The sequence below is a fragment of the Devosia sp. SD17-2 genome (genome assembly GCF_029201565.1).
Taxonomy (GTDB): domain Bacteria; phylum Pseudomonadota; class Alphaproteobacteria; order Rhizobiales; family Devosiaceae; genus Devosia.
The window spans coordinates 3803324-3824440 of record NZ_CP104002.1; the positions used below are offsets into that span (position 1 = coordinate 3803324).

Consider the following 21117-nt stretch of genomic DNA (forward strand, 5'->3'; position numbering starts at 1 on the left):
TAATACTGTCTCTATTGAAAAATTTGCCTAGAAGGCAGGCTGCCAAAACGCGACAGAAAAAATAGAGTTACGGCCACCCAGAGGGGCCATCCTGTTTTGGCCAGTCATTTGAGGGAGAGATCATGAGACATTCGGTTATCCGCACGCTGGGCCTTGCGCTGTCAGCCTCGGTTTTTGCCCTTGGCGGACAGGCCTTTGCCCAGCAGTCCGGCGGCGTTCTGCGCATTGCCACCTATGAGCCGCTCTGCCTCGACCAGAACGAAGGCTCCTCGCGCAATACCCAGACGGCGCTGCAGGACGTCTATGATCGCCTGATCTACAAGAGCCAGGAAGGCGAATACTTTCCGTGGCTGGCCAGCGAATGGTCCGTCTCCGAGGATGGCCTCACCTACAGCTTCACCATCCGCGATGGCGTCGTCTTCCATGACGGCACGACGCTCGATGCCGAGGCCGTCCGCATCAATCTCCAGCGCTGGGTCGATGATCGCAGCGCCAATGGCGTGCCGGTCACCGCCGTCACCGCCGAAGGCAATGTGGTCACCATCACGCTCTCCGAGCCCCATGGCCCGCTGCTGCACGATCTCTCCGAGCCGGTCCAGGGCATTGTCGCGCCCTCCTCGATCGAAGCTTTCTCCAAGGAAGAGCGCTGCGCCGGCGGCCCCGACATCACCATCGGCTCGGGCCCGTTCAAGGTCGTCGGCCGCACCCAAGGCCAGGATCTGATCCTCGAGCGTTTCGAGGACTATAACTGGCCGTCGGGCGCCGCCCAGCATGAGGGCCCGGCCTATCTCGAGCGCATCGAAATGCGCTTCCTCACCGAAGATTCCGTGCGCGTTGGCGCTGTTGAATCCGGTCAGGCCGATATTGCCGCCGGCGTTCCCGCAATTTCCGTTGCCGCCATCGAAGGCAACAGCAATCTCCAGCTGATCCGCGCCGAACAGCCGGGCATTCCGTGGTCGATGTGGGTCAATCAGTCGAACCCTGCCCTCGCCGACCAGCGCGTGCGCGAAGCCATCCGCATCGGCGTCGACTATGCGTCCCTCGTCAATGCCGTGTTCCTCGGCACCTCCAGCCCGGCCTATTCGGCCATCACGCCGGGTATCCCGGCTGCATACGATGCCGGACAGGAGGGCCGCTGGTCCTTCGACGCCGAGGCCGCAAAAGCCCTGCTCGACGAAGCCGGCTGGTCCGAAATCGGCGCTGACGGCATTCGCGTCAAAGATGTCGAGCGCCTCAGCCTCAAGGCTGTCACCGCCACCAATTGGAACAATCAGCAGCGCGAACTCTTCGCCCAGGGTATTCAGGCGGGTCTGCAGGCCATCGGCATTGAATACAGCCGCGAAGTGCTCGATTTCGCCACGGTCGATGCGCGCATGAAGGCCAATGAATACGACCTCGTTGACACCTCCCAGTCGTCCGGCGATGGCGCGACCCTGCTCTATGGTGCGTTCCAGTCGACCTCGCTCTGGCCGGCCAACACCAATTGGGGCTTCGTCAACGATCCGGCGCTCGATGAGGCGCTCAACACCGCCGTGGCCTCTGCCGATCCGGACGTTCAGAACGAACAGGTCCGCATCGCCCAGAAGATCATCAACGACGGGGCCTATCTGATCCCGATTGCCAATCCGCAGGTGATCCTGGGAGCCAGCACCAAGGTCAAGGGCACCGTGTTCTCGAGCTCGGGCCAGATCGGCTCGTTCTACGACGTCTGGCTGGAACAGTAGGTCCGGTTTGACGACAGCTCGCGAGCTTTTCGTCCGCATCCTTGCGGGAGCAGCGGTCCTCTGGGCCGCTGCTTCCCTCGCGTTTGTCGTGCTGCAGATGCTGCCCAGCGATCCTGTGCAGGTCATCTATGGCGCTGACAGCACCGTCACCCAGGAGATGCGGGATCGCATCCGCACAGAATACGGGCTCGATCGGCCCATCTGGGAGCAATATGGCCAGTTTGTCGGCCGCATTCTCCAGGGCGATCTCGGCTCCTCCTATCAGCAACGCCGCAGCGTCGTCTCGATCATCACCAGCGAGCTGGGCTCCACCATCACCCTGGCCGTCCTCGCCACCATCTTTGCACTGACGCTGGCCACCATTGCTTCGGTCACCACGGCCGGAAAACAGAGCCGCGCCCGCAGCATCGTATCTGCCTTCGAGCTTCTGGCCATTTCCACGCCCGCCTTCTGGATCGGGCTCTTGCTCCTCACCTTCCTTTCCTTCCAATGGCCGATTTTCCCGGTCATGGGCGATGACAGCTGGCGCTCGCTGGTGCTGCCGGTAACCACACTGGGCCTCGCCATTTTCGGCACGCTGAGCCAGGTGATGCGCGCCGAAATGGATATTGCGCTGGAGCAGCCCTTTGCCCTCACCGCCCGCACGCGGGGCCTCTCGGAATGGTCGGTGCGCTGGCGCCATGCCCTGCGCCACGCCCTCATCCCGGGCCTTACCATTTCGGCTGAAATGTTCGGCGCGCTTCTGGCCGGCGCCATCATCACCGAACGCGTCTTTGGCCGCCCGGGCCTTGGCCGCATCACGCTCCAGGCCGTCACCAATCAGGATATTCCCGTGGTCGTGGGCGTCGTGCTCTTTGTGGCCACGGTCTTCGTCATCACCAATATCGCTGTCGATCTGCTCTACCGGCTGATCGATCCGCGCCTGCGCAGTACTGCCGCATGACCGATCTTTCCGTCCAGCACGCCGCTGCGCCCGAGCCCGACCAGATGCGCAGCCTGCGTAAAGGCCGCATTCGCCCCGGCGTCGTCCTCGCAGCGCTGGTGCTTGTCTTCCTCGTCATCTGCGCGCTCGTTCCTCAGGCCATCGCGCCCTATGACCCCTATGGCCTCGACCTCCTGCAGTCGCTCAAGCCCCCAAGCTGGGCCCATATCTTCGGCACCGACCAGTTGGGCCGCGATATCTTTTCCCGCGTCGTCCATGGCGCGAGCTATTCGCTCTATGTCGGCATTGGCGCGACGCTGATTGCCGTCGCTGTGGGCATTGCCATCGGCCTTGTCTCCGGCGTCATGGGCGGCTGGGTGGATATGGCTTTCATGCGCGTCGTCGACATTCTCCTCGCCTTCCCGAGCCTCTTGATGAGCATGGCCGTCGTGGCGTTTCTGGGCACCGGCATCACCAATATCCTTCTTGCCATCGCCATTGCCGCCATTCCCGGATATGCGCGCATCGTGCGCAGCCAGGTTCTGGTCATCCGCAATTCCGGCTTTGTCGAAGCCGCGCGCATTCTCGGACAGAACCCCTTTGTCACCCTCGTCCGCCACATCCTGCCCAACACCATTGGCCCGCTCGTCGTGCTTTCGACGCTCGGCATTGGCAGCGCCATCCTTCACTCGGCGTCCCTCAGCTATCTCGGCCTTGGCCCCAAGCCGCCGACGCCCGAATGGGGGCTGATGCTGTCCGAGGGCCAGGGCTATCTGCGCGCAGCCTGGTGGATCGGCGTTTTTCCCGGCGTCTTTGCCACGCTCGCCATCGTCTCCACCACGGTCATTGGCCGCTATATCAAGGCCTATAGCGAGGGCCGCGTCTGATGGCTCTGCTCGACATTAAAAACCTCTCCATCCGCTTTGCCGGTCGGAGCGCCGCCGAGGACGTCCACGCCGTGCGCGGCCTTTCCTTTTCGCTCGAGGCCGGGCAATGCGTCGCCATCGTCGGTGAATCCGGCTCGGGCAAATCGGCCACCGCGCGCGCTCTGGTTGGCCTCACCGGCCCAAATGCGCTGGTCGAAGCCGATGCCATGCGGCTGGGCGACACCGATCTCCAGACCCTCGCCCCCCGCGATTGGCGCGCCATTCGCGGCCGCCAGATCGGCTTTGTGCTGCAGGACGCTTTGGTCTCGCTCGATCCGCTGCGCACCATCGGCGCCGAAGTGGGCGAAACGCTGCGCGAACACCGCCTCGTGCCCCGCTCGGGGATCAAGGCCCGCGTGCTCGACCTCCTCGCCTCGGTCGGCATTGACGATCCGGCCCAGCGTTTTGACCAATATGCCCATCAGCTCTCGGGCGGATTGCGCCAGCGCGCGCTGATCGCTTCGGCCATTGCGGGGGAACCTAAAATCATCATCGCCGACGAGCCCACCACCGCGCTCGACGTCATCGTGCAGGCCCAGATCCTCAAGCTGCTGGCTGACCTCAAGGCAGAGGGGCGCGGCCTCATCCTCATCTCGCACGATCTGGCCGTGGTCTCGCGCCTTGCCGACCACATCATCGTGCTGCGCCGGGGTGAAGTGGTCGAGGAAGGCCCGCCCGAAGCCGTCTTCAAGACGCCCAAGGCCGACTACACCAAGGCCCTCCTCGCCGCCATTCCCTCCGGCCGCACGCGCGGGCAGTCCCTTTCGGGCGAATATTCCGACGCAACCCCGGCCCCGGCCCAATTGGGGGCACCGGTCCTCGTCGCCAAAAACCTTTTCAAATCCTTCGGCAAGCGCCGCGTCGTCGATGATGTCTCCTTCGAGATCCGCAAGGGCGAAACCCTCGGTCTCGTCGGCGCGTCCGGCAGTGGCAAGACCACGCTCGCCCGCATTGTTCTCGCGCTCGAAAAGCCCGATGCCGGCACGATCGAGATAAACGGCCATCCCTGGACCAATCTGCCGGAAAGCCAGCGCCGTCCGCTGCGTCCCGAGGTTCAGCTTGTCGCCCAGGATCCGCTCGGCTCCTTTGATCCGCGCCACCGCGTGCTCGACATTGTCGGCGAAGCGCTGGAAATCATCGACGTGCCGACAAGCGACCGCCGGGGCGAAGTCTTGCGCCTCCTGACCTCCGTCGGGCTCGATGAAACCCACCTGCTCCGCCGTCCGCGCGAACTTTCCGGCGGCCAGCGCCAGCGCGTCGCCATCGCCCGAGCTCTTGCAACCAAGCCCGCCATTCTGGTCTGCGACGAACCCGTCTCCGCGCTCGACGTTTCAACGCAGGCGCAGGTGCTCGACCTCCTCGCAGGCCTCAAGCGCGATCTCGGGCTCACCATGCTTTTCGTCTCGCACGACCTCGGCGTCATCCAGCATGTGAGCGACCGCGTGCTGGTGATAAACAATGGCGCGATCGTCGAAAGCGGCGTCCCCGATGTGGTGCTCGAAACCCCGCAGCACCCCTATACACGCGCCCTCGTCGAAGCCCTCCCCCGCATCCCGGCCTGAAGGCCATAACAGGGAAAAGGGAATTCAACTCTACCGGCGGGGTAGACATGAGTAGACTTTGTTCTCGAATGCCTCTGGGCGAAACTCCCATATCTGGCTTGGCGCAAAATTTTGCTCCAATCTCAGCGCAAATTCTGAGTTGACGTCCCGGAGGACCACATGACCCTGATCTCGCGCCGCTCCCTGCTTCAGGGCATTGGCCTGCTGCTCGCCTCGACCGCACTGCCGTCTTTCGCCTTTGCGCAGGATCTGCCGCAGGGCGGACGCCTCGTGGTCGCCGCCGATTCCGAGCCGCGCAATCTCAACCCGGCCATGGTTGCCTCCAATGGCGTGTTCTTCGTTGCCAGCAAGGTCATCGAGCCGCTGGCCGAAGCCGACGCATCCGCTGAAGATGGGCTCGCGCCGCGCCTCGCCGTCGCCTGGGAAGGTTCGAGCGACGGGCTGTCGGCTACGTTCCGCCTGCGCGAAGGCGTCACCTGGCACGATGGCACGCCTTTCACCTCCGCCGACGTCGCCTTCTCGGCGCTGGAAGTCTGGAAGCCGCTGCAGAACCTTGGCCGCATTGTCCTCGCCAATCTTGAGGCCGTCGAGACGCCCAACGAGCTGACCGCGATCTTCCGCTTCTCCAAGCCCACCCCGTTCCAGCTGATCCGCAATGCCTTGCCGGTGGTGACGAGCGTGCTGCCCAAGCACCTCTATGAAGGCACCGACATCAACGCGAACCCGCACAATGCCGAACTCGTCGGCACCGGCCCGTTCAAGTTCGCTGAATACAAGCCCGGCGAATATTATCGCCTCGTGCGCAACGAGGCCTATTGGGGCGAAGGCCAGCCGCACCTCGATGAAATCATCTACCGCGTCCTGCCGGACCGTGCCGCTGCCGCCAGCGCGCTGGAAGCCGAGGAAATCCACCTCGCAGCCTTCTCGGCCGTGCCGCTGGCCGACCTTGCGCGCATCGCGCAGGTTCCCGGCATCAAGGTGATCTCTGAGGGTTATGAGGGCCTCACCTACCAGCTCGTGGTGGAAATCAACCACCGCCGCGAAGAGCTGAGCAATGTCGATGTGCGCCGCGCCATCGCCCATGCCATCGACAAGCAATATGTCGTCGACACCATCTTCCTCGGCTACGCCACCGCCGCCGCCGGCCTCTTCCCGCAGAACGCGCCGGAATTCTTCAATCCGGAAGTCCCGCAATATGATTTCGACGTGGCCAAGGCCAATGAGCTGCTCGACGCGGCCGGCTATCCGCGCGGCGAAAACGGCGTGCGCTTCTCGCTCAAACTCCTGCCGGCGCCCTATTTCAACGAAACCCGCCAGTTCGGTGATTATCTCCGCCAGGCCCTGGCCGAAATCGGCATCGACGCCCAGCTGGTCAATAATGACTCTGCGGCCCACCAGAAGGCCGTCTACACCGACCACGATTTCGACCTCGCCATCGCCCCTCCGGTGTTCCGCAATGATCCGGCGATCTCGACCACCATCCTCGTGCGCTCGGGCGCGCCTGAAGGCACCAGCTTCTCCAACCAGGGCGGCTATGCCAATGCCGAGCTCGACGCACTGATCGATCAGGCCGCCGAAACGGTGGACACCGAGGAACGCACCCAGCTCTACAATGAGCTGCAGGTCCGCGTCGCCGAAGACCTGCCGCTGATCAACGTCGCCGAATGGGGTTTTATTACTGTCGCCCGCGACACCGTCATCAATGTCGGCAACAATCCGCGCTGGGCCGTTTCCAACTGGGCCGACGTCGCCCTCCAGCAATAGGCCAAGTCCCGACCGTGAACAGTGCCTTACGGCTGATAGGACGCCGCGCGATCAGCAGCATTCCCGTGCTGCTGATCGTGGTCATTGGCACGTTCTTTCTGCTTGAACTCGCGCCCGGCGATGCCGTGGATGCCTATCTCGTCTCCATCGGCGGGGGCGATGCCGCCCTCACCGAGCAATTGCGCGCCCAATATGGGCTCGATCAATCCCCGCTCAGCCGCCTCTGGCTCTATGTGACGGCGCTCCTGCGCTTTGATCTCGGCTGGTCAGTGGGCTTTAACCGCCCCATCTCCGAGCTGATCCTCGAGCGCCTGCCCAACACCTTTTACCTCATGGGCAGCGCCACCGCGCTGTCCTTCGTCCTCGGCACGGCGCTCGGTATTGTCTCGGGCGCCCGCATCGGCTCGCTGCGCGATCGCCTCCTCTCCATTGGCTCGCTGGCGCTCTATGCGGTCCCCAGCTTCTGGCTGGGCCTCGTGCTCTCCGTCGTCTTTGCCGTGCAATTGCGCTGGTTCCCCACTTCGGGCATCGAAACCATCGCCTCGGGCAAGGAAGGTCTTGATCGCGTCCTCGACATTGCCCGGCACCTCGTCCTGCCCGTCTCTGCGCTCGCCATGATTTACCTTGCGCTGTTCCTCCGCGTCATGCGCGCCGGCATGGCCGAGATCTGGCGACAGGATTTTGTCCGCGCTGCCAGCGCCAAGGGCATTTCCCGCTCCCGCATCGTCCTGCGCCATGTGGCCCGCAATGCCCTCCTGCCGGTTGTCACCATGCTGGGGCTGCAGGCCGCCTCCATCCTTGGCGGCAGCGTCGTCATCGAAAGCGTCTTTGCCATTCCCGGCTTCGGTCGGCTTGCCCAGGAGGCCGTGGCCCTGCGCGATGCGCCGCTGCTGATGGGCATTATCGTCGTCAGTGCGCTCCTCGTTATCTTGGTGAATATGCTGGTCGATCTCGTCTACGCCTTCCTCGATCCGCGCGTCGGCGCTTCGGAGGCCAGTCGATGAACGCCCTCGCCCGTTTCTCCCGTTCGCCCGAAGGCCTTGCCGGCCTTCTCATCCTTACGGCCCTCGCCGTGCTCGCGGCGCTGGCGCCACTTCTTTTTCCCGGCGATCCCCTGCGCATTGCCGGCACACCGCTGCTTGCCCCGTTCACCGATCCCGCCCTGCCGCTCGGCACGGACCGGCTGGGGCGCGATGTGCTGGCCGGACTCGTCCACGGAGCTCGCGCCTCCCTCATCGTCGGTATTGCTGCGGCTCTGGTCGCCGTGCTGATCGGCTCGATTGTCGGCACGCTCGCCGGCTTTGCCGGTGGCCTTATCGATGAAGCGCTGATGCGTGTGGTCGATGCCTTCCAGATCGTGCCGGGGTTCCTGCTCGCGCTCGCCTTTGTCAGCGTGCTTCAGCCAAGCCTGCCCATCGTCATTCTTGCCATCGCCCTGGGCGCCTGGACGGGCCCGGCCCGTCTTGCCCGCGCCGAGGTCTTGTCCATCCGCGAGCGCGACTATGTCGCCTCCGCCCGCATCATCGGCATGCATCCGCTCGAGATCGCCCTGCGCGAAGTTTTGCCCAATGCCTTGCCGCCGGTCCTCGCGCTCAGCGCCGTCATTGTCGCCGGCGCGGTCCTAACCGAAGCGGCCCTCTCCTTCCTTGGCCTCGGCGACCCGAATATTGTCACCTGGGGCTCGATGATCGCCGAGGGGCGCGCGGTGCTCCGCTCGGCGCCCTATCTTTCCATCGTGCCCGGCCTCGCGCTCATCGCCACCGTCATCGGCACCTATCTCCTGGGCGAAGGACTTTCCGCCATGCTTTCGCGCCGGGAGCACAACGCATGAGTGCCCTGCTCGACCTCAAGGCGGTCTCCCTCACCTATCCGCGCCAGCTTACCCCGGCTCTCTCCGATATTTCCCTTTCGCTCGCCCCCGGTGAAAAGCTCGCGATCATTGGGGAAAGCGGTTCGGGCAAGAGCACGCTCGCCCGCGCCGTCGCCAATCTTCTGCCCCGGGGCACCAGAACCCGCGGCACCATTTCCTGGCCTGCCCTCGACCGGCCGGCAAAACCCGGCGTCGACTACGGCATGGTGTTTCAGGACCCCGGCTCCAATCTCAATCCGGTGCTGCGCATCGGCGAGCAGATTGGCGAAGCCGCCCAGCACCATCTTGGCCTCAGCCGGAAAGAAGCTGATGCACTCGCCCTTGATCTTCTCGCCAAGGTCCAGATCCCCCAGCCCGAGGCGGCCCTGCGCGCCTATCCCCACCAGTTCTCTGGTGGCCAGCGCCAGCGCATTGCCATTGCTGCCGCCATCTCCGCCAATCCGCGGCTGCTGATTGCCGATGAGGCCACAAGTGCGCTCGATACGCTGGTGCAGGCCGAGATCGTCCGGCTGATCCAGTCGCTGGTCAAAAGCGAGAACATGGCCCTCCTCTTCATTACCCACGACATTGCGCTGGCCGCCCAACTCGCCGACCGCATCGCCGTCATGCATCAGGGCCAGCTGGTCGAAATCGCGGCGGCCGAAGACCTCCTTTCCGCGCCCGCCAGCACTTATGCCCAGCACCTGCTCGATACCTATATCGACCTCGCCGACGCGCCCCGCATTTCCGGGGGACAGCCATGAGTGCCCTGCTTGAAGTGACAGGTCTCACCAAGCGCTATTCGAGCCACGGCCGCGTGGTGCAGGCGCTCGATAATGTCTCCTTTTCCATTGCCGAAGGGGAAACCCTCGCCGTGGTCGGCCCCTCGGGCAGCGGCAAATCCACCCTCTCGCGCGTCATCACCCGCCTCGTTTCTGCGGATGCAGGTTCAGTCCGTTTTGCCGGCACCGACTGGCTGGCGCTGCCCGCCGCCGCGCTCCGGCGCGAGCGCCCCAGGATGCAGATGGTGTTCCAGGATCCGCTCGAAGCGCTCAATCCGCGCGCAACCGTGTTCTCCGCCATCGCCGATCCCCTGCGCATTCACCGGCTCGTGCCGCGCCGCGAGTTTCGTCGCGCCGTCATCCACCTTCTCGACAAGGTGCAGCTCCCGGCAAGCCTGCTTGACCGCGCGGTGCATGAAATCTCGGGCGGGCAGCGCCAGCGTGTCGCTCTCGCCCGGGCTCTTGCCTGCCAGCCGCGCCTCATCGTGCTCGACGAGGCCGTCTCGGCGCTCGACGTCTCGCTGCGCGCCCGCATCATCGATCTCCTGATCGATCTGCAGCGGGCTGAAAAGCTGAGCTATCTCTTCGTCTCCCACGACCTGGCCGTGGTGAAGGCCACGGCCCACCGCACCGCCGTCATGGAGGCCGGCCGCATCGTCGAAATCGGCCCCACTCCTGCCCTCATCAATGCCCCCCAATCCGAAATGGCCCGGGCACTGATCGCGGCCGTCCCCCGCCTCAACCTGTCGAGGACACTATGAGCTCTGCCCTTCCCGCCAATGCGCTGCTTGACCTGCCGCCCTTCCCGCCCCAGCGCGTGACCGGGCTGGCGGATCGCCTCGCAGCCCTTCTCAATACCGGCAATGACGTCGTGATCGTGCAGGGCGAGGCGATCCTCGCTCTCGAAGCGGCCGCCACCAGCCTTGCCCGGCCCGGCCTTCGCGCCCTCAATATTGTCACCAGCCCCTATGGTGCCTGGTTCGGCACCTGGCTCGAGCGTGGCGGCAGCAGCGTCACCAATCTTGCCGCGCAGGACGGCCTGCCCATCACCATCGATGCCGTGGAAGCGGCGTTCGCCGCCCAGAGCTTTGACCTCGTCGCCCTTGTCCACGCCGAGTCGGCCAGCGGCATTCTCAATCCGCTCCCAGAAATTGCCGCTCTCGCCAAAAGCCACGGGGCCCTTGTGGTGGTCGATGCTGTCGCCTCCATTGGCGGTCACCCGGTTGCCGTAGATGTCCTCGGCATCGACATCGCCGTCATCGGCCCGCAAAAGGCGTTGGCCGGCTCGGCCGGTCTTTCTGCCCTCTCGGTCAGCCCCGCCGCCTGGGCGCAGATCGAAAAATCCGGCGCGACCGAGATTTCCTCGCTCTCCCTGCTCGATCTCAAGCGCAACTGGCTCGACAAGGGACGTGGTGGTTTGCCCGGCATGCCTTCGAGCCTTGAACTCCATGCCCTCGACGCCGCTCTTTCCCGCATCGAGGCCGAAGGCATGTCCGCCGTCATCGCCCGCCATGAGCTTGCCGCCGAGGCCACCCGCGCTGGCCTCCTCGCGCTTGGCCTTGCCGAGTTCACGCCGCCGGCCACAGCGTCGAACCTCGCCACCGCCATCGTTCTACCCGAGGCCATCAGCGCCGCAGCGGCGCTGGCGGCCCTCGCGCCCTTTGCGACCTTCATCTCCGCTAGCGTTGGCGTTCCAGGCGATCGGGTCCTCCGGGTCCAGCACACGGGACGGTCGGCGCGCTATGAAGCGGTTGTCGCCAATATCGCAGCGCTGGGCGGTGTCCTCACCGCGCTTGGCCATCCCGCCGACACCGGCGCCGCCATTGCCGCCGTCACCCACCGCTATCAGCAGGCGACTACATGATCGGCGCGGTTCTCTTCGACCTCGATGACACGCTGATCTTTGCCTATGCCAATCCCGCTCCCGCTTGGCGCGCGGTGGCGGAGGAGTTTTCCGCCCATCTCGGCGATGCGCCGCTCGACGCCGTCGCCAACGCCCTAGCCGACAGCACGGCGGTCTTTCTCAGCGATGATGAAAACCGGCGCCGCTGGCGGCTCGAGGCCGTCGCCACCCGTCGCGCCGTAGTCCGCAATGCGATGATCGAAGCGCGCTTTCCACACCTGGGGGAACTCGCCCCGGAAATAGGCGACCGCTACGCCGCCTATCGCGAAGAGAACATGTATCTCTATCCCGACGCGCTAGCGGTCATCGACGCGTTTCGCGCCCGGGGCCTCAAGCTGGGCCTCGTCACCAATGGCGCGACCGAGGTTCAGAACTGGAAGATCGACCACTTCGACCTCCGCCACCGCTTCGATCATTTTCAGGTCGAGGAGGAAGCCGGTTTCGGCAAGCCCGATGGCCGTGCCTATGTCGAAAGTCTCGCCGCGCTCAATGTCGATCCCGCCGACGCCATGATGATCGGCGATGATCTTGTCTGGGACGTTCTTGCCCCCAAACGCCTCGGCATGGCCGGGGTCTGGTGCAACCGGTTCGGGCTCGAGCTGCCAAAGGACGCAGAGGCCGTTCCCGACCGCGTCATCACCCGGCTAAACCAGTTGCTCGATTGAGGCGCCGTTTTTCACAGGTCGCGTCTCTCAAAGCTAACAGTCTGCTAACCAACTCGCCGCAAATGGGCACCACGCGTCGTTGTAGCGTTGCCACACTGAGCCTTCACACTTCTGCGAGTGATTGCTCCCGTTAACATTTCATGAGTAATAAAATTTGCGTTTAGTTCTTCGCGAGTCCGCCATGGATTCGCGGAAGTATCGCGTGAGCAGGAGCCGATATGAACAAGGTTGCGATCAGTCTGGTGGCCCTCTTTGCCCTCTCGGGCCTCGGAGCGACACAGGCGCAAGACATTGCCAGCCTTGAAATTTCTCCGGTCGTTATTGCGCCCGCCAAGACTCCGCTGGCCCAGACGATCAAGGCCGGCCTCTCCTCGGCCTACTATGGCGCCCAGCGCGACACCGTCGCCTATGCCGAAGGCCAGAGCCTTTATTTCCTTTATGGCGAGCGCTATTTCGAGCCGATCTGGTTGGGCCAGGGCTCCGACGGGGCAATCACCTTCTCCCCGGCCGCCCAGAAGATCATTACCCTCTTCGAAAACGCCGCCAGCGAAGGCCTCCGCCCGCAGGACTATCTCACTGCAGACATTGATCTTTCTCGCGCCAACAGCAGCGATCCCGCCGCTCTCGCCGGGCTTGAAACCGCCTTCTCGGCCGCCGTCCTCCGCTATGCCGACCATCTCCATAATGGCCGCATCAAGCCGCAGTCGATCTCGGCCAATTTCGACATCAAGCACAAGCCGATCGACGGCCCCAAGCTCTTGGAAGATCTGACGAAAAGCGCCGATCCAGCGCCGATCCTGTCCGCGCTCGGGCCCAAGCACGCAGAATTTCTGGCCCTCAAGGCCGCCCTCGCCAGTTTCGACCAGACCCCGACCGAGCGCCCGACGCCGATCGGGGCAGGTCCGGTCCTCAAGGCCGGCAATACCGACGCCCGCGTCCCGGCCATCCGCGCCCGCCTCGCGCTCCCGACTTCAACAGATACGGTCTATGACAATAGTCTGGTCGATGCCGTGAAGGCGTTCCAGGGCAGCCTGGGCCTCGAGGTCGACGGCGTTATCGGGCCGGCAACCATCGCCGCGCTCAATGGTGGCAATGCCACACGCCGGGAAGACATTATCGCCAATATGGAACGCTGGCGCTGGATGCCGTCGGACCTCGGCGGTTTCAATGTCTTCGTCAACATCCCGGAATTCCGCCTTGCCATCCAACGGGATGGCCATGAGGAGTTCACCACGCGCGTCGTCGTCGGCACGACCAAGAACCAGACCCCGATCTTCTCGGACAATATCCGCCACGTGGTGGTGAACCCCTATTGGAACGTGCCGAACTCGATCCTCAAGGGCGAGATCGCACCGGCCGTGCTGCGCAATCCAGCCTATACCGACAACCAGAATATGGACCTGCTCTATAACGGCACGCCCGTGAGCCCCTGGCAGGTCGACTGGAGCCAGGTCTCGGCCACCAATTTCCCGTTCCGCGTGCGCCAGCGCCCCGGCCCGGGCAATTCGCTGGGTCAGATCAAGTTCTTGTTCCCCAACAAGCACGACGTCTATCTGCACGACACACCGTCCAAAGGCTTGTTTTCTCGTTCCTCCCGCGCCTTCAGCCACGGCTGCGTGCGTGTGCAGGACCCGATGGCCTTTGCCGATGCGCTGATGGCCAACGAGCCCAATATCAGCCGCGCCTCGCTGGAATCCATGTTCGGCCCCTCCGAGCGTTGGGTGAACCCGCAGACCCAGATCCCTGTGCATCTGGCTTACTTCACCCTGCGCGTGGATGCCGACGGCTCCATCAAGTCCTATGGCGACGTCTATGGCCATAATGAAAAGCTCATTGCCGCCATGGGTCTTGCGACGACGGCCGCGCCGGCCATCATCGCCCAGGCCGGGCCGATCCCGGACGAGCTCGCGCCCTGATGGGCGCGGCTTAATTTTCTCTTTACTTTTCAGCCATTCTTGTGCCCCCTTTAGGGAGCTATAACGAAGGCGTGAGGGGGCCGCCTGATACGGTTCACACCTCGTTAGCGTTAAGAAAATCGTGCGATTTCTGCGCTAACGTCCAACCATACTGGCATTGAACCGGGCAGAGTTTGGCGTGACGGGGAATAGCTTTTTGCAGCGTAAGAATTTGCTTCAGCGGGCAGCGATCGTATTGGCAGGATTTGGTCTGGCCCTCGGCCTGACCGTGTCTCCGACGTTTGCCGCCACAGAGCGTGCGCTCTACATCCACTACACCCACACCAAAGAGACCGCGCGCATCGTCTTCAAGCGCAACGGTCAATATGTGCAGTCGGGTCTGCGGGAGCTCAACGTCTTCCTCAGGGACTGGCGCCGCAACGAGCCGGCCAATATGGACCCGCGCCTGTTCGACCTTGTCTGGGAAGTGTACCAGGACGTCGGCGCGAGCCAGCCGATCACTGTCGTTTCGGCCTATCGCTCGCCCAAGACCAACGCGATGCTGCGGCAGACGTCTTCCGGTGTGGCTGAGAACAGCCAGCACATGAAGGGAACCGCGATGGATTTCTATATCCCCGGCGTTCCCCTGACGAAACTGCGTGCCGCAGCCATGCGCAAGCAGGTCGGCGGTGTCGGCTATTATCCCAATTCGGGCAGCCCCTTCGTGCATCTGGACACCGGATCCGTGCGCGCCTGGCCGCGCATGACGCGAGCCCAGCTCAAGGACCTGTTCCCTGACGGCAAGACGCTGCACGTGCCCAACGACGGCAAGCCGATCTCCCAGCAGGGCTATCAGCTCGCCATGGCTGAATGGAAGCGTTGCCACGCCGTGCCCTGCGGCGATTCCAACAGCGGCACCCGCGTCGCCTCCAATAGTGGCGGCGGTGGCGGTGGTGGCACGCTGATGGACATGCTCTTTGGCGGCAACAAGCAGGCCGCCCCCGCGGCAGCGCCCGCTCCGGCTCCGGTTCAGGTTGCGGCCGTTGCACCGGCCCAGACGCCGATCGCTGCAGTCGCAGCCCCCATGCCCGCCATGCGTCCGGCAAGCCTTTTCGCAGCAGCAACGGCTCCGGCCGCAGCGACTGCTCCCGCCCCTGTCGAAGTGGCGGCGGTGACACAGGACTATATCCCGTTCTCGACCGTTGGCAGCGCACCGCTCGCCCCTGAAGAACTGCGCTCGGCCGCTATTGCGCCGCTTCCGGTGATGAAGTCGGAGACGCTGCGTGTTGCAACGGCCTCGACCCTGCCGGCCGGCGACGCAGTGACGGCCCTGGCCGCGCTCACCGAGGCGCCCGTGCCACGCCCGCGCGTGCTGATGACCGATCCGCAGCCGAGCGAAACGCTGACCGCCTATCTGCCCAGCGCGCCGGCGACGCCTTCGGCTCAACAGTCGCTACAGGACATCATCTCCCGCGCTGTCATTCCCGGGCCCGTGGCCAACGCCGCGCTGGCTGCGCCGCGTCCGGCACGCCTGCCCGTGCTGACGAGCGAAGAAGTGCCAGACCGGATCGAAACCGCCTCGATCGCCCCGGCCGCAAAGGCCGATCTGTCGAGCCTCTTCGACCAGACCTTTGCCGCCGCTTCGGGCGCACAGACCGACACTCTGGCGGCTGCCCTTCAGGGTCATGTCGCCCCGCGCACTCCGTCGGCAGAAATGCGCAAGCCGGATCTCGTCGCCCCAGACCTCGAGCACGTCACCGACATCTTCATGACGCCGCACAGCCTGCAGTCGGAAAAGTTTGCCGTCATTTTCGACCATGACGAAGCCGACTTTGACCCGACGCCGGAAATGGGACGCTTCGTGACCGTCATGGGCGTCGGCCATGTCGCCGAGACGCTGAGCCCCAATAGTTTTTCTGCGAAGATCGCACAAAACTAGTTCCTTACAGCGCGCGTATAACGATCAAGAAAGTTCACTCCGGGCCAAAGCCCGGGGTGAACCGTCACTTTTCTGGCGACTTATTGCCAAGCCACTGACTGCAGCCTAAGAGTCTGGGCTAGACCTCAACCAAGGAGCCTCGCTTGGCCGAGAAGCCGCACACCCCCCTGCTCGATACCATCCAGAACCCGGCTGACCTGCGAGCCCTGCCCCGCGAACAATTGCGCAAGCTTGCCGATGAGGTTCGGACGGAGATGGTCGACGCCGTTTCCGTGACGGGCGGACATCTGGGCGCAGGCCTTGGGGTGGTCGAACTGACCGTGGCGCTGCATGCGGTGTTCGACACGCCGCATGACCGGATCATCTGGGACGTCGGACACCAGGCCTATCCGCACAAGATCCTGACCGGTCGCCGCGACCGCATGCGAACGCTGCGCCAGAAGGACGGCCTTTCCGGCTTTACCCGCCGCGCCGAGAGCGAATACGACCCCTTTGGCGCCGGCCACTCCTCTACCTCCATCTCGGCGGGCCTTGGCATGGCCGTGGCGAGCCAGCACCTCGAGACGCCGCGCAATGTTGTGGCGGTGATCGGGGACGGCGCCATGTCGGCCGGCATGGCCTATGAGGCGATGAACAATGCCGGCGCCATGGATGCACGTCTGGTGGTGATCCTCAACGACAATGACATGTCGATCGCCCCGCCGACCGGCGCCCTGCGCGCCTATCTGGCGCGGCTCGTGTCAAGCCCGGCCTATCGCGGCACCCGCGAGGCGGCGAAGTCAGTGGTTCACAAGCTGCCGCAATTCCTGCACGAGCCTGCCCGCAAGACCGAGGAATTCGCGCGCGCCATGCTGGCCGGCGGCACGCTGTTCGAAGAGCTGGGCTTTTATTACATCGGCCCGATCGACGGGCATAATCTCGACCATCTGCTGCCGGTGCTCGACAATGTGCGCGAGATGGACAGCGGACCGGTCCTGATCCATGTCGTGACCAAAAAGGGCAAGGGCTATGGCCCGGCGGAAAGCTCCGCCGACAAATATCATGGCGTGTCAAAGTTCAACGTGATCACCGGCGCCCAGGCCAAGGCGCCATCGAACGCACCGTCCTATACCTCGGTGTTTGCCCAGTCGCTGCTTCAGGAAGCCGAAAACGATCCGCGCGTCGTGGCGGTCACCGCCGCCATGCCATCCGGCACGGGCCTCGACAAATTCGCCGAGATTTTCCCCGATCGCATCTTTGACGTCGGCATTGCCGAGCAGCACGCGGTGACCTTTGCGGCCGGGCTTGCCAGCGAAGGCATGCGCCCGTTCTGCGCCATTTACTCGACCTTCCTTCAGCGCGCCTATGACCAGGTGATCCACGACGTGGCTATCCAGGGCCTTCCGGTGCGCTTTGCCATCGACCGGGCCGGTTTTGTCGGCGCCGACGGACCGACCCATGCGGGCAATTATGACAATGCCTATCTCGGGGCCATTCCGGGCATGGTGCTGATGGCCGCTGCCGACGAGGCAGAGCTGCGCCATATGGTGGCAACGGCCACTGCCTATGACCGCGGCCCGATCGCCTTCCGCTATCCGCGCGGTGACGGCATGGGCGTAGATATGCCGGCGCGCGGCCAGGTGCTGCCGATCGGCAAGGGCCGCATCGTCCGCCAGGGCAGCACGATTGCCCTGCTCTCCTATGGCACGCGGCTCGGCGAAGTGCTTGCTGCGGCTGATCATTTGTCCGCTCTTGGGTTCAACCCGACCATCGCCGATGCGCGCTTCATGAAGCCGCTCGACGAGGAGTTGATTGCGCGCCTCGCCGAAAGCCATGATGTGCTCGTGACCACGGAGGAAGGCGGGATTGGCGGCTTTGGCAGCCATGTCGCGAGCTTCCTCGCCACCAATGGTCTGCTCGATGGCAAGCTGCGCTTCCGGCCGCTGATGATCCCCGACCGGTTCGACGAGCACTCGAGCCAGAACGACATGTACAAGGCCGCTGGCCTTGACCGGGACGGCATTGTCTCGACGGTTCTCGGGGCGCTGGGTTATGACGAAGCGGCCAAAGAGGCTGCTCTTACAGGCGCTTAACTCAATCATGAGGGGAGGCTCGCGCCTCCCCTTTTATGCATAATGGGTCGGCACGCCCCTGGAGAGCTTTACCGTCTCCATGGAAATATAGGCTGACATATCAAAGAGTTCGATCCGCCCGACGAGCTGCTTATAGACCACGTCGTAGTGCTCGACATTGGGCAGCACCATTTTCAGGATATAGTCAAAATTGCCGGTAAGCCGGTGCACCTCCACGATTTCGGGGATGGTGGCGACGGCGGCGTGGAACTTTTCGAGCCAGTCCGCTGCATGGCTGCCGGTCCGTATAATCACGAATACCGTAGTCGGCAGGCCCATTAGCCGCCGGTCGAGCTCGGCCGTGGTGCGGGCGATATAGCCGTCTTCGCGGAGGCGGGCGATGCGGCGGGAGCAGGCTGAGGCGGAAAGCGAGACCGCATCGGCGATGTCGGTAACCGGCGTATCGGCGTCGGCTTGCAGCAGGCTCAGGATCTTGCGATCACGCTCATCCAGCACGTCTTTTCTCCCGCTGATGCAGTTTTCTGGCGTCGAGAGCTTACTCTGCACGCAAGAACTGCACCAGCCGTGTAACGAGCAAGAAAATCTGCAAACCCGTTGTTCCCGGCTCGGCTCATACTGAACCAGGTCTGAAGCACGGGGATAACGATGAAAACGATTGGTCTGATTGGCGGCATGAGCTGGGAGTCGACGGCGGTCTATTATCGGCGGATAAATGAGAGCGTGCGGAAGGTGCGTGGCGGACTGCATTCAGCGGAAATTGCGCTGCGTTCTCTGGACTTTAACCGAGTGGTCGAACTGCAGAAGGCGGGGCGCTGGGATGACGCCGGGACGCTGTTGGGCGAGGCTGGCGCGGGTCTGGCGCGGGCTGGGGCCGAGTGCGTGTTGATCTGCACCAATACGATGCATCTGGTGTCCGAGCCGGTGGCGCGGCTGAGCGGGGTGCAGTTGATTGATATTATTGATGAAACCGCGGCGGCGCTGAAGGCGGATGGGCGGACAAAACCGCTGCTGCTGGCGACGCGCTATACGATGGAACACGGGTTCTATGCCGAGCGCATGGCGCGACATGGGATCGAGGTCATCGTGCCGGACTGCGACGCACGGGGGACCGTGCATGACATTATTTTTGATGAGCTTTGCCAAGGACTTGTCGAGGATGCATCGCGCGAACGCTATCTCGACATCATCGAAAAATCCCGCGCCCAAGGCGTCGACTCCGTGATCCTCGGCTGCACCGAAATCTCGCTGCTCGTCGACCCCGATAGCCTGCCCCTGCCTGGGTACGATTCCACGGCAATCCACGCCGACGCGGCGGTGCGCTTTGCCCTTGGCGAGGCCATGGACAAAGCGGCTTGAGGTTAAGCCCAGACGATGTCGCCGCGGGCGAGGTCGTTGGCGGGTTTTTGGGCTGGCATGGGGCCCAAGCGAAATATGTCGACGATCTTGTCGAGCTCGCTGGCTTGGGCTTCGGTCTGGGCTATGGCGGCGTTGGTTTCTTCGATGAGGCTGGCGTTGTGCTGAGTCATTTCATCGATCTGGCGCACGGCCTGGTTGATCTCGCTGAGCGCGGAGAGCACCGCCCTGTTGGCGGCAGCCATGGCAATCGCGTGGCCGCTGGTGTCGGTGACGGCGCCGGACACCGCCTCGAGATGGGCCGCCGCCGTATCGACAAGGCTGGAGCCGCGATCAACCGTTGCCAGGGTGCGCTCGATGAGGGCCTTGATTTCAGACGAGGCGTGAGCGGCATTCTGCGCGAGGCGCCGCACCTCGATGGCGACCACGGCAAAGCCCTTGCCCGCCTCTCCGGCGCGCGCCGCTTCGACGGAGGCGTTGAGCGCGAGGAGATTGGTCTGGAATGCGATATTGTCGATGACCCCGACAATGGCCGCGATCTGGTTCGAGGCGCCCTTGATATCGCCCATGGCGCCGGTCGCCATCTCCATGACGCCGACAGCATCGGCGAGCTGGGTGGCAACCCGGCCCACCGCAGTCTCGGCCTTGCCGGAGAGATCGACATTTTCCGACACAGTGGACACCACCTCCCCCATCGACGCGGCGATTTCTTCGATGGCGGCAGCCTGGCGGTTGGTCCGCTCGGACAATTCATCGGCACCACTGACCATTTCACCGGTGGTGCGCTTGAGCATGAGCGAGGACTGGCGCAGCCGCACCATAATGGCCGACATCGACTCCGCCACCGCATTGGTGTCGTCGCGCAGGTCGGCGAAGGCACCCTCGGCATTGCCGGTGACGCGCTGGGTGAGGTCCGCATTGGCGAGCGCCGAGAGGACCGCGCCGCTGGCGCCAAGGCGATCACCCATGATCTCGAGCAGGTTATTGACCTGGTTGGCCAGGGCATTGAGATCGGCGTTGGAGAATTTCGCCTCGACCCGGTGGCTGACATCACCCCGGCTCGCGGGCAGAACAACCGCGGCGAGAGCCTGGTTGAGGGCGGCGGCCTCGCTATAGATCTGGTCAAAATAGGTGCTGACGGCAATTTCCGTATCGAGCACGATTGCCTTGACCAGGGCCGCAACGGCCGGGCCGACATTTGGCGTTCGCGACGGACGCAGCCGGATCCGGGCGCCACTATCGGCAAAATCGTTCAGGATGCCGCTGATCAGCGTTTCGGCGATCAGGGCATAGCCACCCATGTACCACCGTGGCTTGAGGCCGATGCGCGCATGAACCTGGCCGATGATGCGGCTGCGATTGAAATAGCTCGCGTCGAACTGGCCGGCGGCCATTGCGCCCCAGTGATCGCGCTGGCGTCCCCGCGCCCTGGCGATCTGCGCGCTGTCGGAGAAATGTTCGCCCGCCTGCGGGCTTTTGCCGATACGGGCGTAAAACCGATCGAGGGCCAGATCGAGATGTCTCTCGATGTTGGGCCGGATGGGCGCGAATAACGCGCCCTCGTCCGCATTCAGTTCGATAAAGCCTAATCTAGATGAGTCGTCGTCCACTACGCTCAGCCAATGTTCCCCCACGAGATCCCTTTGGGGCGACCCACCGCCCCTCTGCCGCGGACAGACGCAAGTCTCCCCCCTTCACGGGTCCGAGACGGCCCATGAGAAAATCGATACCCTGCAGTCAGAAGAAGAGCCGGAACCAGCA

The 21117-nt window shown here is 63.9% G+C and carries 17 protein-coding genes; 15 read left to right on the forward strand and 2 right to left on the reverse strand.

Features of this window, described 5'->3' with window-relative positions; translation table 11 throughout:
• Window positions 1-122 precede the first annotated feature (122 nt).
• The 14 genes from NYQ88_RS18750 (at window position 123) to dxs (ending at window position 18003) form a co-directional block, all read left to right on the forward strand.
• Complete coding sequence (locus tag NYQ88_RS18750; RefSeq protein WP_275652601.1) at window positions 123-1724, forward strand: ABC transporter substrate-binding protein; 1602 nt, start codon at window positions 123-125, stop codon at window positions 1722-1724.
• A 7-nt stretch (window positions 1725-1731) separates the two neighbouring features.
• A complete protein-coding gene (locus NYQ88_RS18755; RefSeq protein ID WP_275652602.1) occupies window positions 1732-2667 on the forward strand; it encodes an ABC transporter permease in 936 nt (311 codons plus the stop codon).
• Window positions 2664-3533 carry an ABC transporter permease gene (locus NYQ88_RS18760; protein ID WP_275652603.1) on the forward strand — a complete coding sequence of 290 codons (870 nt, stop codon included), beginning with the start codon at window positions 2664-2666 and terminating at the stop codon, window positions 3531-3533. Before NYQ88_RS18755 ends, NYQ88_RS18760 begins: the two co-directional genes overlap by 4 nt.
• Window positions 3533-5134 carry an ABC transporter ATP-binding protein gene (locus NYQ88_RS18765; protein WP_275652604.1) on the forward strand — a complete coding sequence of 534 codons (1602 nt, stop codon included), beginning with the start codon at window positions 3533-3535 and terminating at the stop codon, window positions 5132-5134. Before NYQ88_RS18760 ends, NYQ88_RS18765 begins: the two co-directional genes overlap by 1 nt.
• A gap of 159 nt (window positions 5135-5293) precedes the next feature.
• The gene (locus NYQ88_RS18770) at window positions 5294-6898 is read left to right on the forward strand and encodes an ABC transporter substrate-binding protein (RefSeq protein WP_275652605.1); all 1605 of its coding nucleotides are present in this window, start codon (window positions 5294-5296) and stop codon (window positions 6896-6898) included.
• Between the two features lie 14 nt (window positions 6899-6912).
• Complete coding sequence (locus NYQ88_RS18775) at window positions 6913-7902, forward strand: ABC transporter permease (RefSeq protein WP_275652606.1); 990 nt, start codon at window positions 6913-6915, stop codon at window positions 7900-7902.
• On the forward strand, window positions 7899-8729 hold the full coding sequence (locus NYQ88_RS18780) for an ABC transporter permease (protein WP_275652607.1): 831 nt from the start codon (window positions 7899-7901) through the stop codon (window positions 8727-8729). The genes NYQ88_RS18775 and NYQ88_RS18780 overlap by 4 nt, the downstream gene beginning before the upstream one ends.
• Window positions 8726-9511, forward strand: a complete 786-nt coding sequence (locus tag NYQ88_RS18785; protein WP_275652608.1) for an ABC transporter ATP-binding protein — start codon at window positions 8726-8728, stop codon at window positions 9509-9511. The genes NYQ88_RS18780 and NYQ88_RS18785 overlap by 4 nt, the downstream gene beginning before the upstream one ends.
• On the forward strand, window positions 9508-10290 hold the full coding sequence (locus NYQ88_RS18790) for an ATP-binding cassette domain-containing protein (protein WP_275652609.1): 783 nt from the start codon (window positions 9508-9510) through the stop codon (window positions 10288-10290). The genes NYQ88_RS18785 and NYQ88_RS18790 overlap by 4 nt, the downstream gene beginning before the upstream one ends.
• Window positions 10287-11393, forward strand: a complete 1107-nt coding sequence (locus NYQ88_RS18795; protein WP_275652610.1) for an aminotransferase class V-fold PLP-dependent enzyme — start codon at window positions 10287-10289, stop codon at window positions 11391-11393. Before NYQ88_RS18790 ends, NYQ88_RS18795 begins: the two co-directional genes overlap by 4 nt.
• On the forward strand, window positions 11390-12097 hold the full coding sequence (locus tag NYQ88_RS18800) for an HAD family hydrolase (RefSeq protein ID WP_275652611.1): 708 nt from the start codon (window positions 11390-11392) through the stop codon (window positions 12095-12097). The genes NYQ88_RS18795 and NYQ88_RS18800 overlap by 4 nt, the downstream gene beginning before the upstream one ends.
• A gap of 218 nt (window positions 12098-12315) precedes the next feature.
• Window positions 12316-14013, forward strand: a complete 1698-nt coding sequence (locus NYQ88_RS18805; RefSeq protein WP_275652612.1) for a L,D-transpeptidase family protein — start codon at window positions 12316-12318, stop codon at window positions 14011-14013.
• Window positions 14014-14209: 196 nt separating this feature from the next.
• The gene (locus NYQ88_RS18810; RefSeq protein ID WP_275652613.1) at window positions 14210-15931 is read left to right on the forward strand and encodes a DUF882 domain-containing protein; all 1722 of its coding nucleotides are present in this window, start codon (window positions 14210-14212) and stop codon (window positions 15929-15931) included.
• Window positions 15932-16074: 143 nt separating this feature from the next.
• The gene (dxs, locus tag NYQ88_RS18815; RefSeq protein ID WP_275652614.1) at window positions 16075-18003 is read left to right on the forward strand and encodes a 1-deoxy-D-xylulose-5-phosphate synthase; all 1929 of its coding nucleotides are present in this window, start codon (window positions 16075-16077) and stop codon (window positions 18001-18003) included.
• Window positions 18004-18036: 33 nt separating this feature from the next.
• Here dxs and NYQ88_RS18820 read toward each other — a convergent pair whose 3' ends face one another.
• Window positions 18037-18498 carry an Lrp/AsnC family transcriptional regulator gene (locus NYQ88_RS18820; RefSeq protein WP_275652615.1) on the reverse strand — a complete coding sequence of 154 codons (462 nt, stop codon included), beginning with the start codon at window positions 18496-18498 and terminating at the stop codon, window positions 18037-18039.
• 150 nt (window positions 18499-18648) lie between these two features.
• Between NYQ88_RS18820 and NYQ88_RS18825 the strand changes: the two genes are divergently transcribed.
• Entirely contained in the window at window positions 18649-19359 is a 711-nt protein-coding gene (locus NYQ88_RS18825) for an aspartate/glutamate racemase family protein (RefSeq protein WP_275652616.1), read from the forward strand.
• A 2-nt stretch (window positions 19360-19361) separates the two neighbouring features.
• On the opposite strand, the gene NYQ88_RS18830 is transcribed toward NYQ88_RS18825, so the two are convergent.
• A complete protein-coding gene (locus NYQ88_RS18830) occupies window positions 19362-20966 on the reverse strand; it encodes a methyl-accepting chemotaxis protein (protein WP_275652617.1) in 1605 nt (534 codons plus the stop codon).
• Window positions 20967-21117 lie beyond the last annotated feature (151 nt).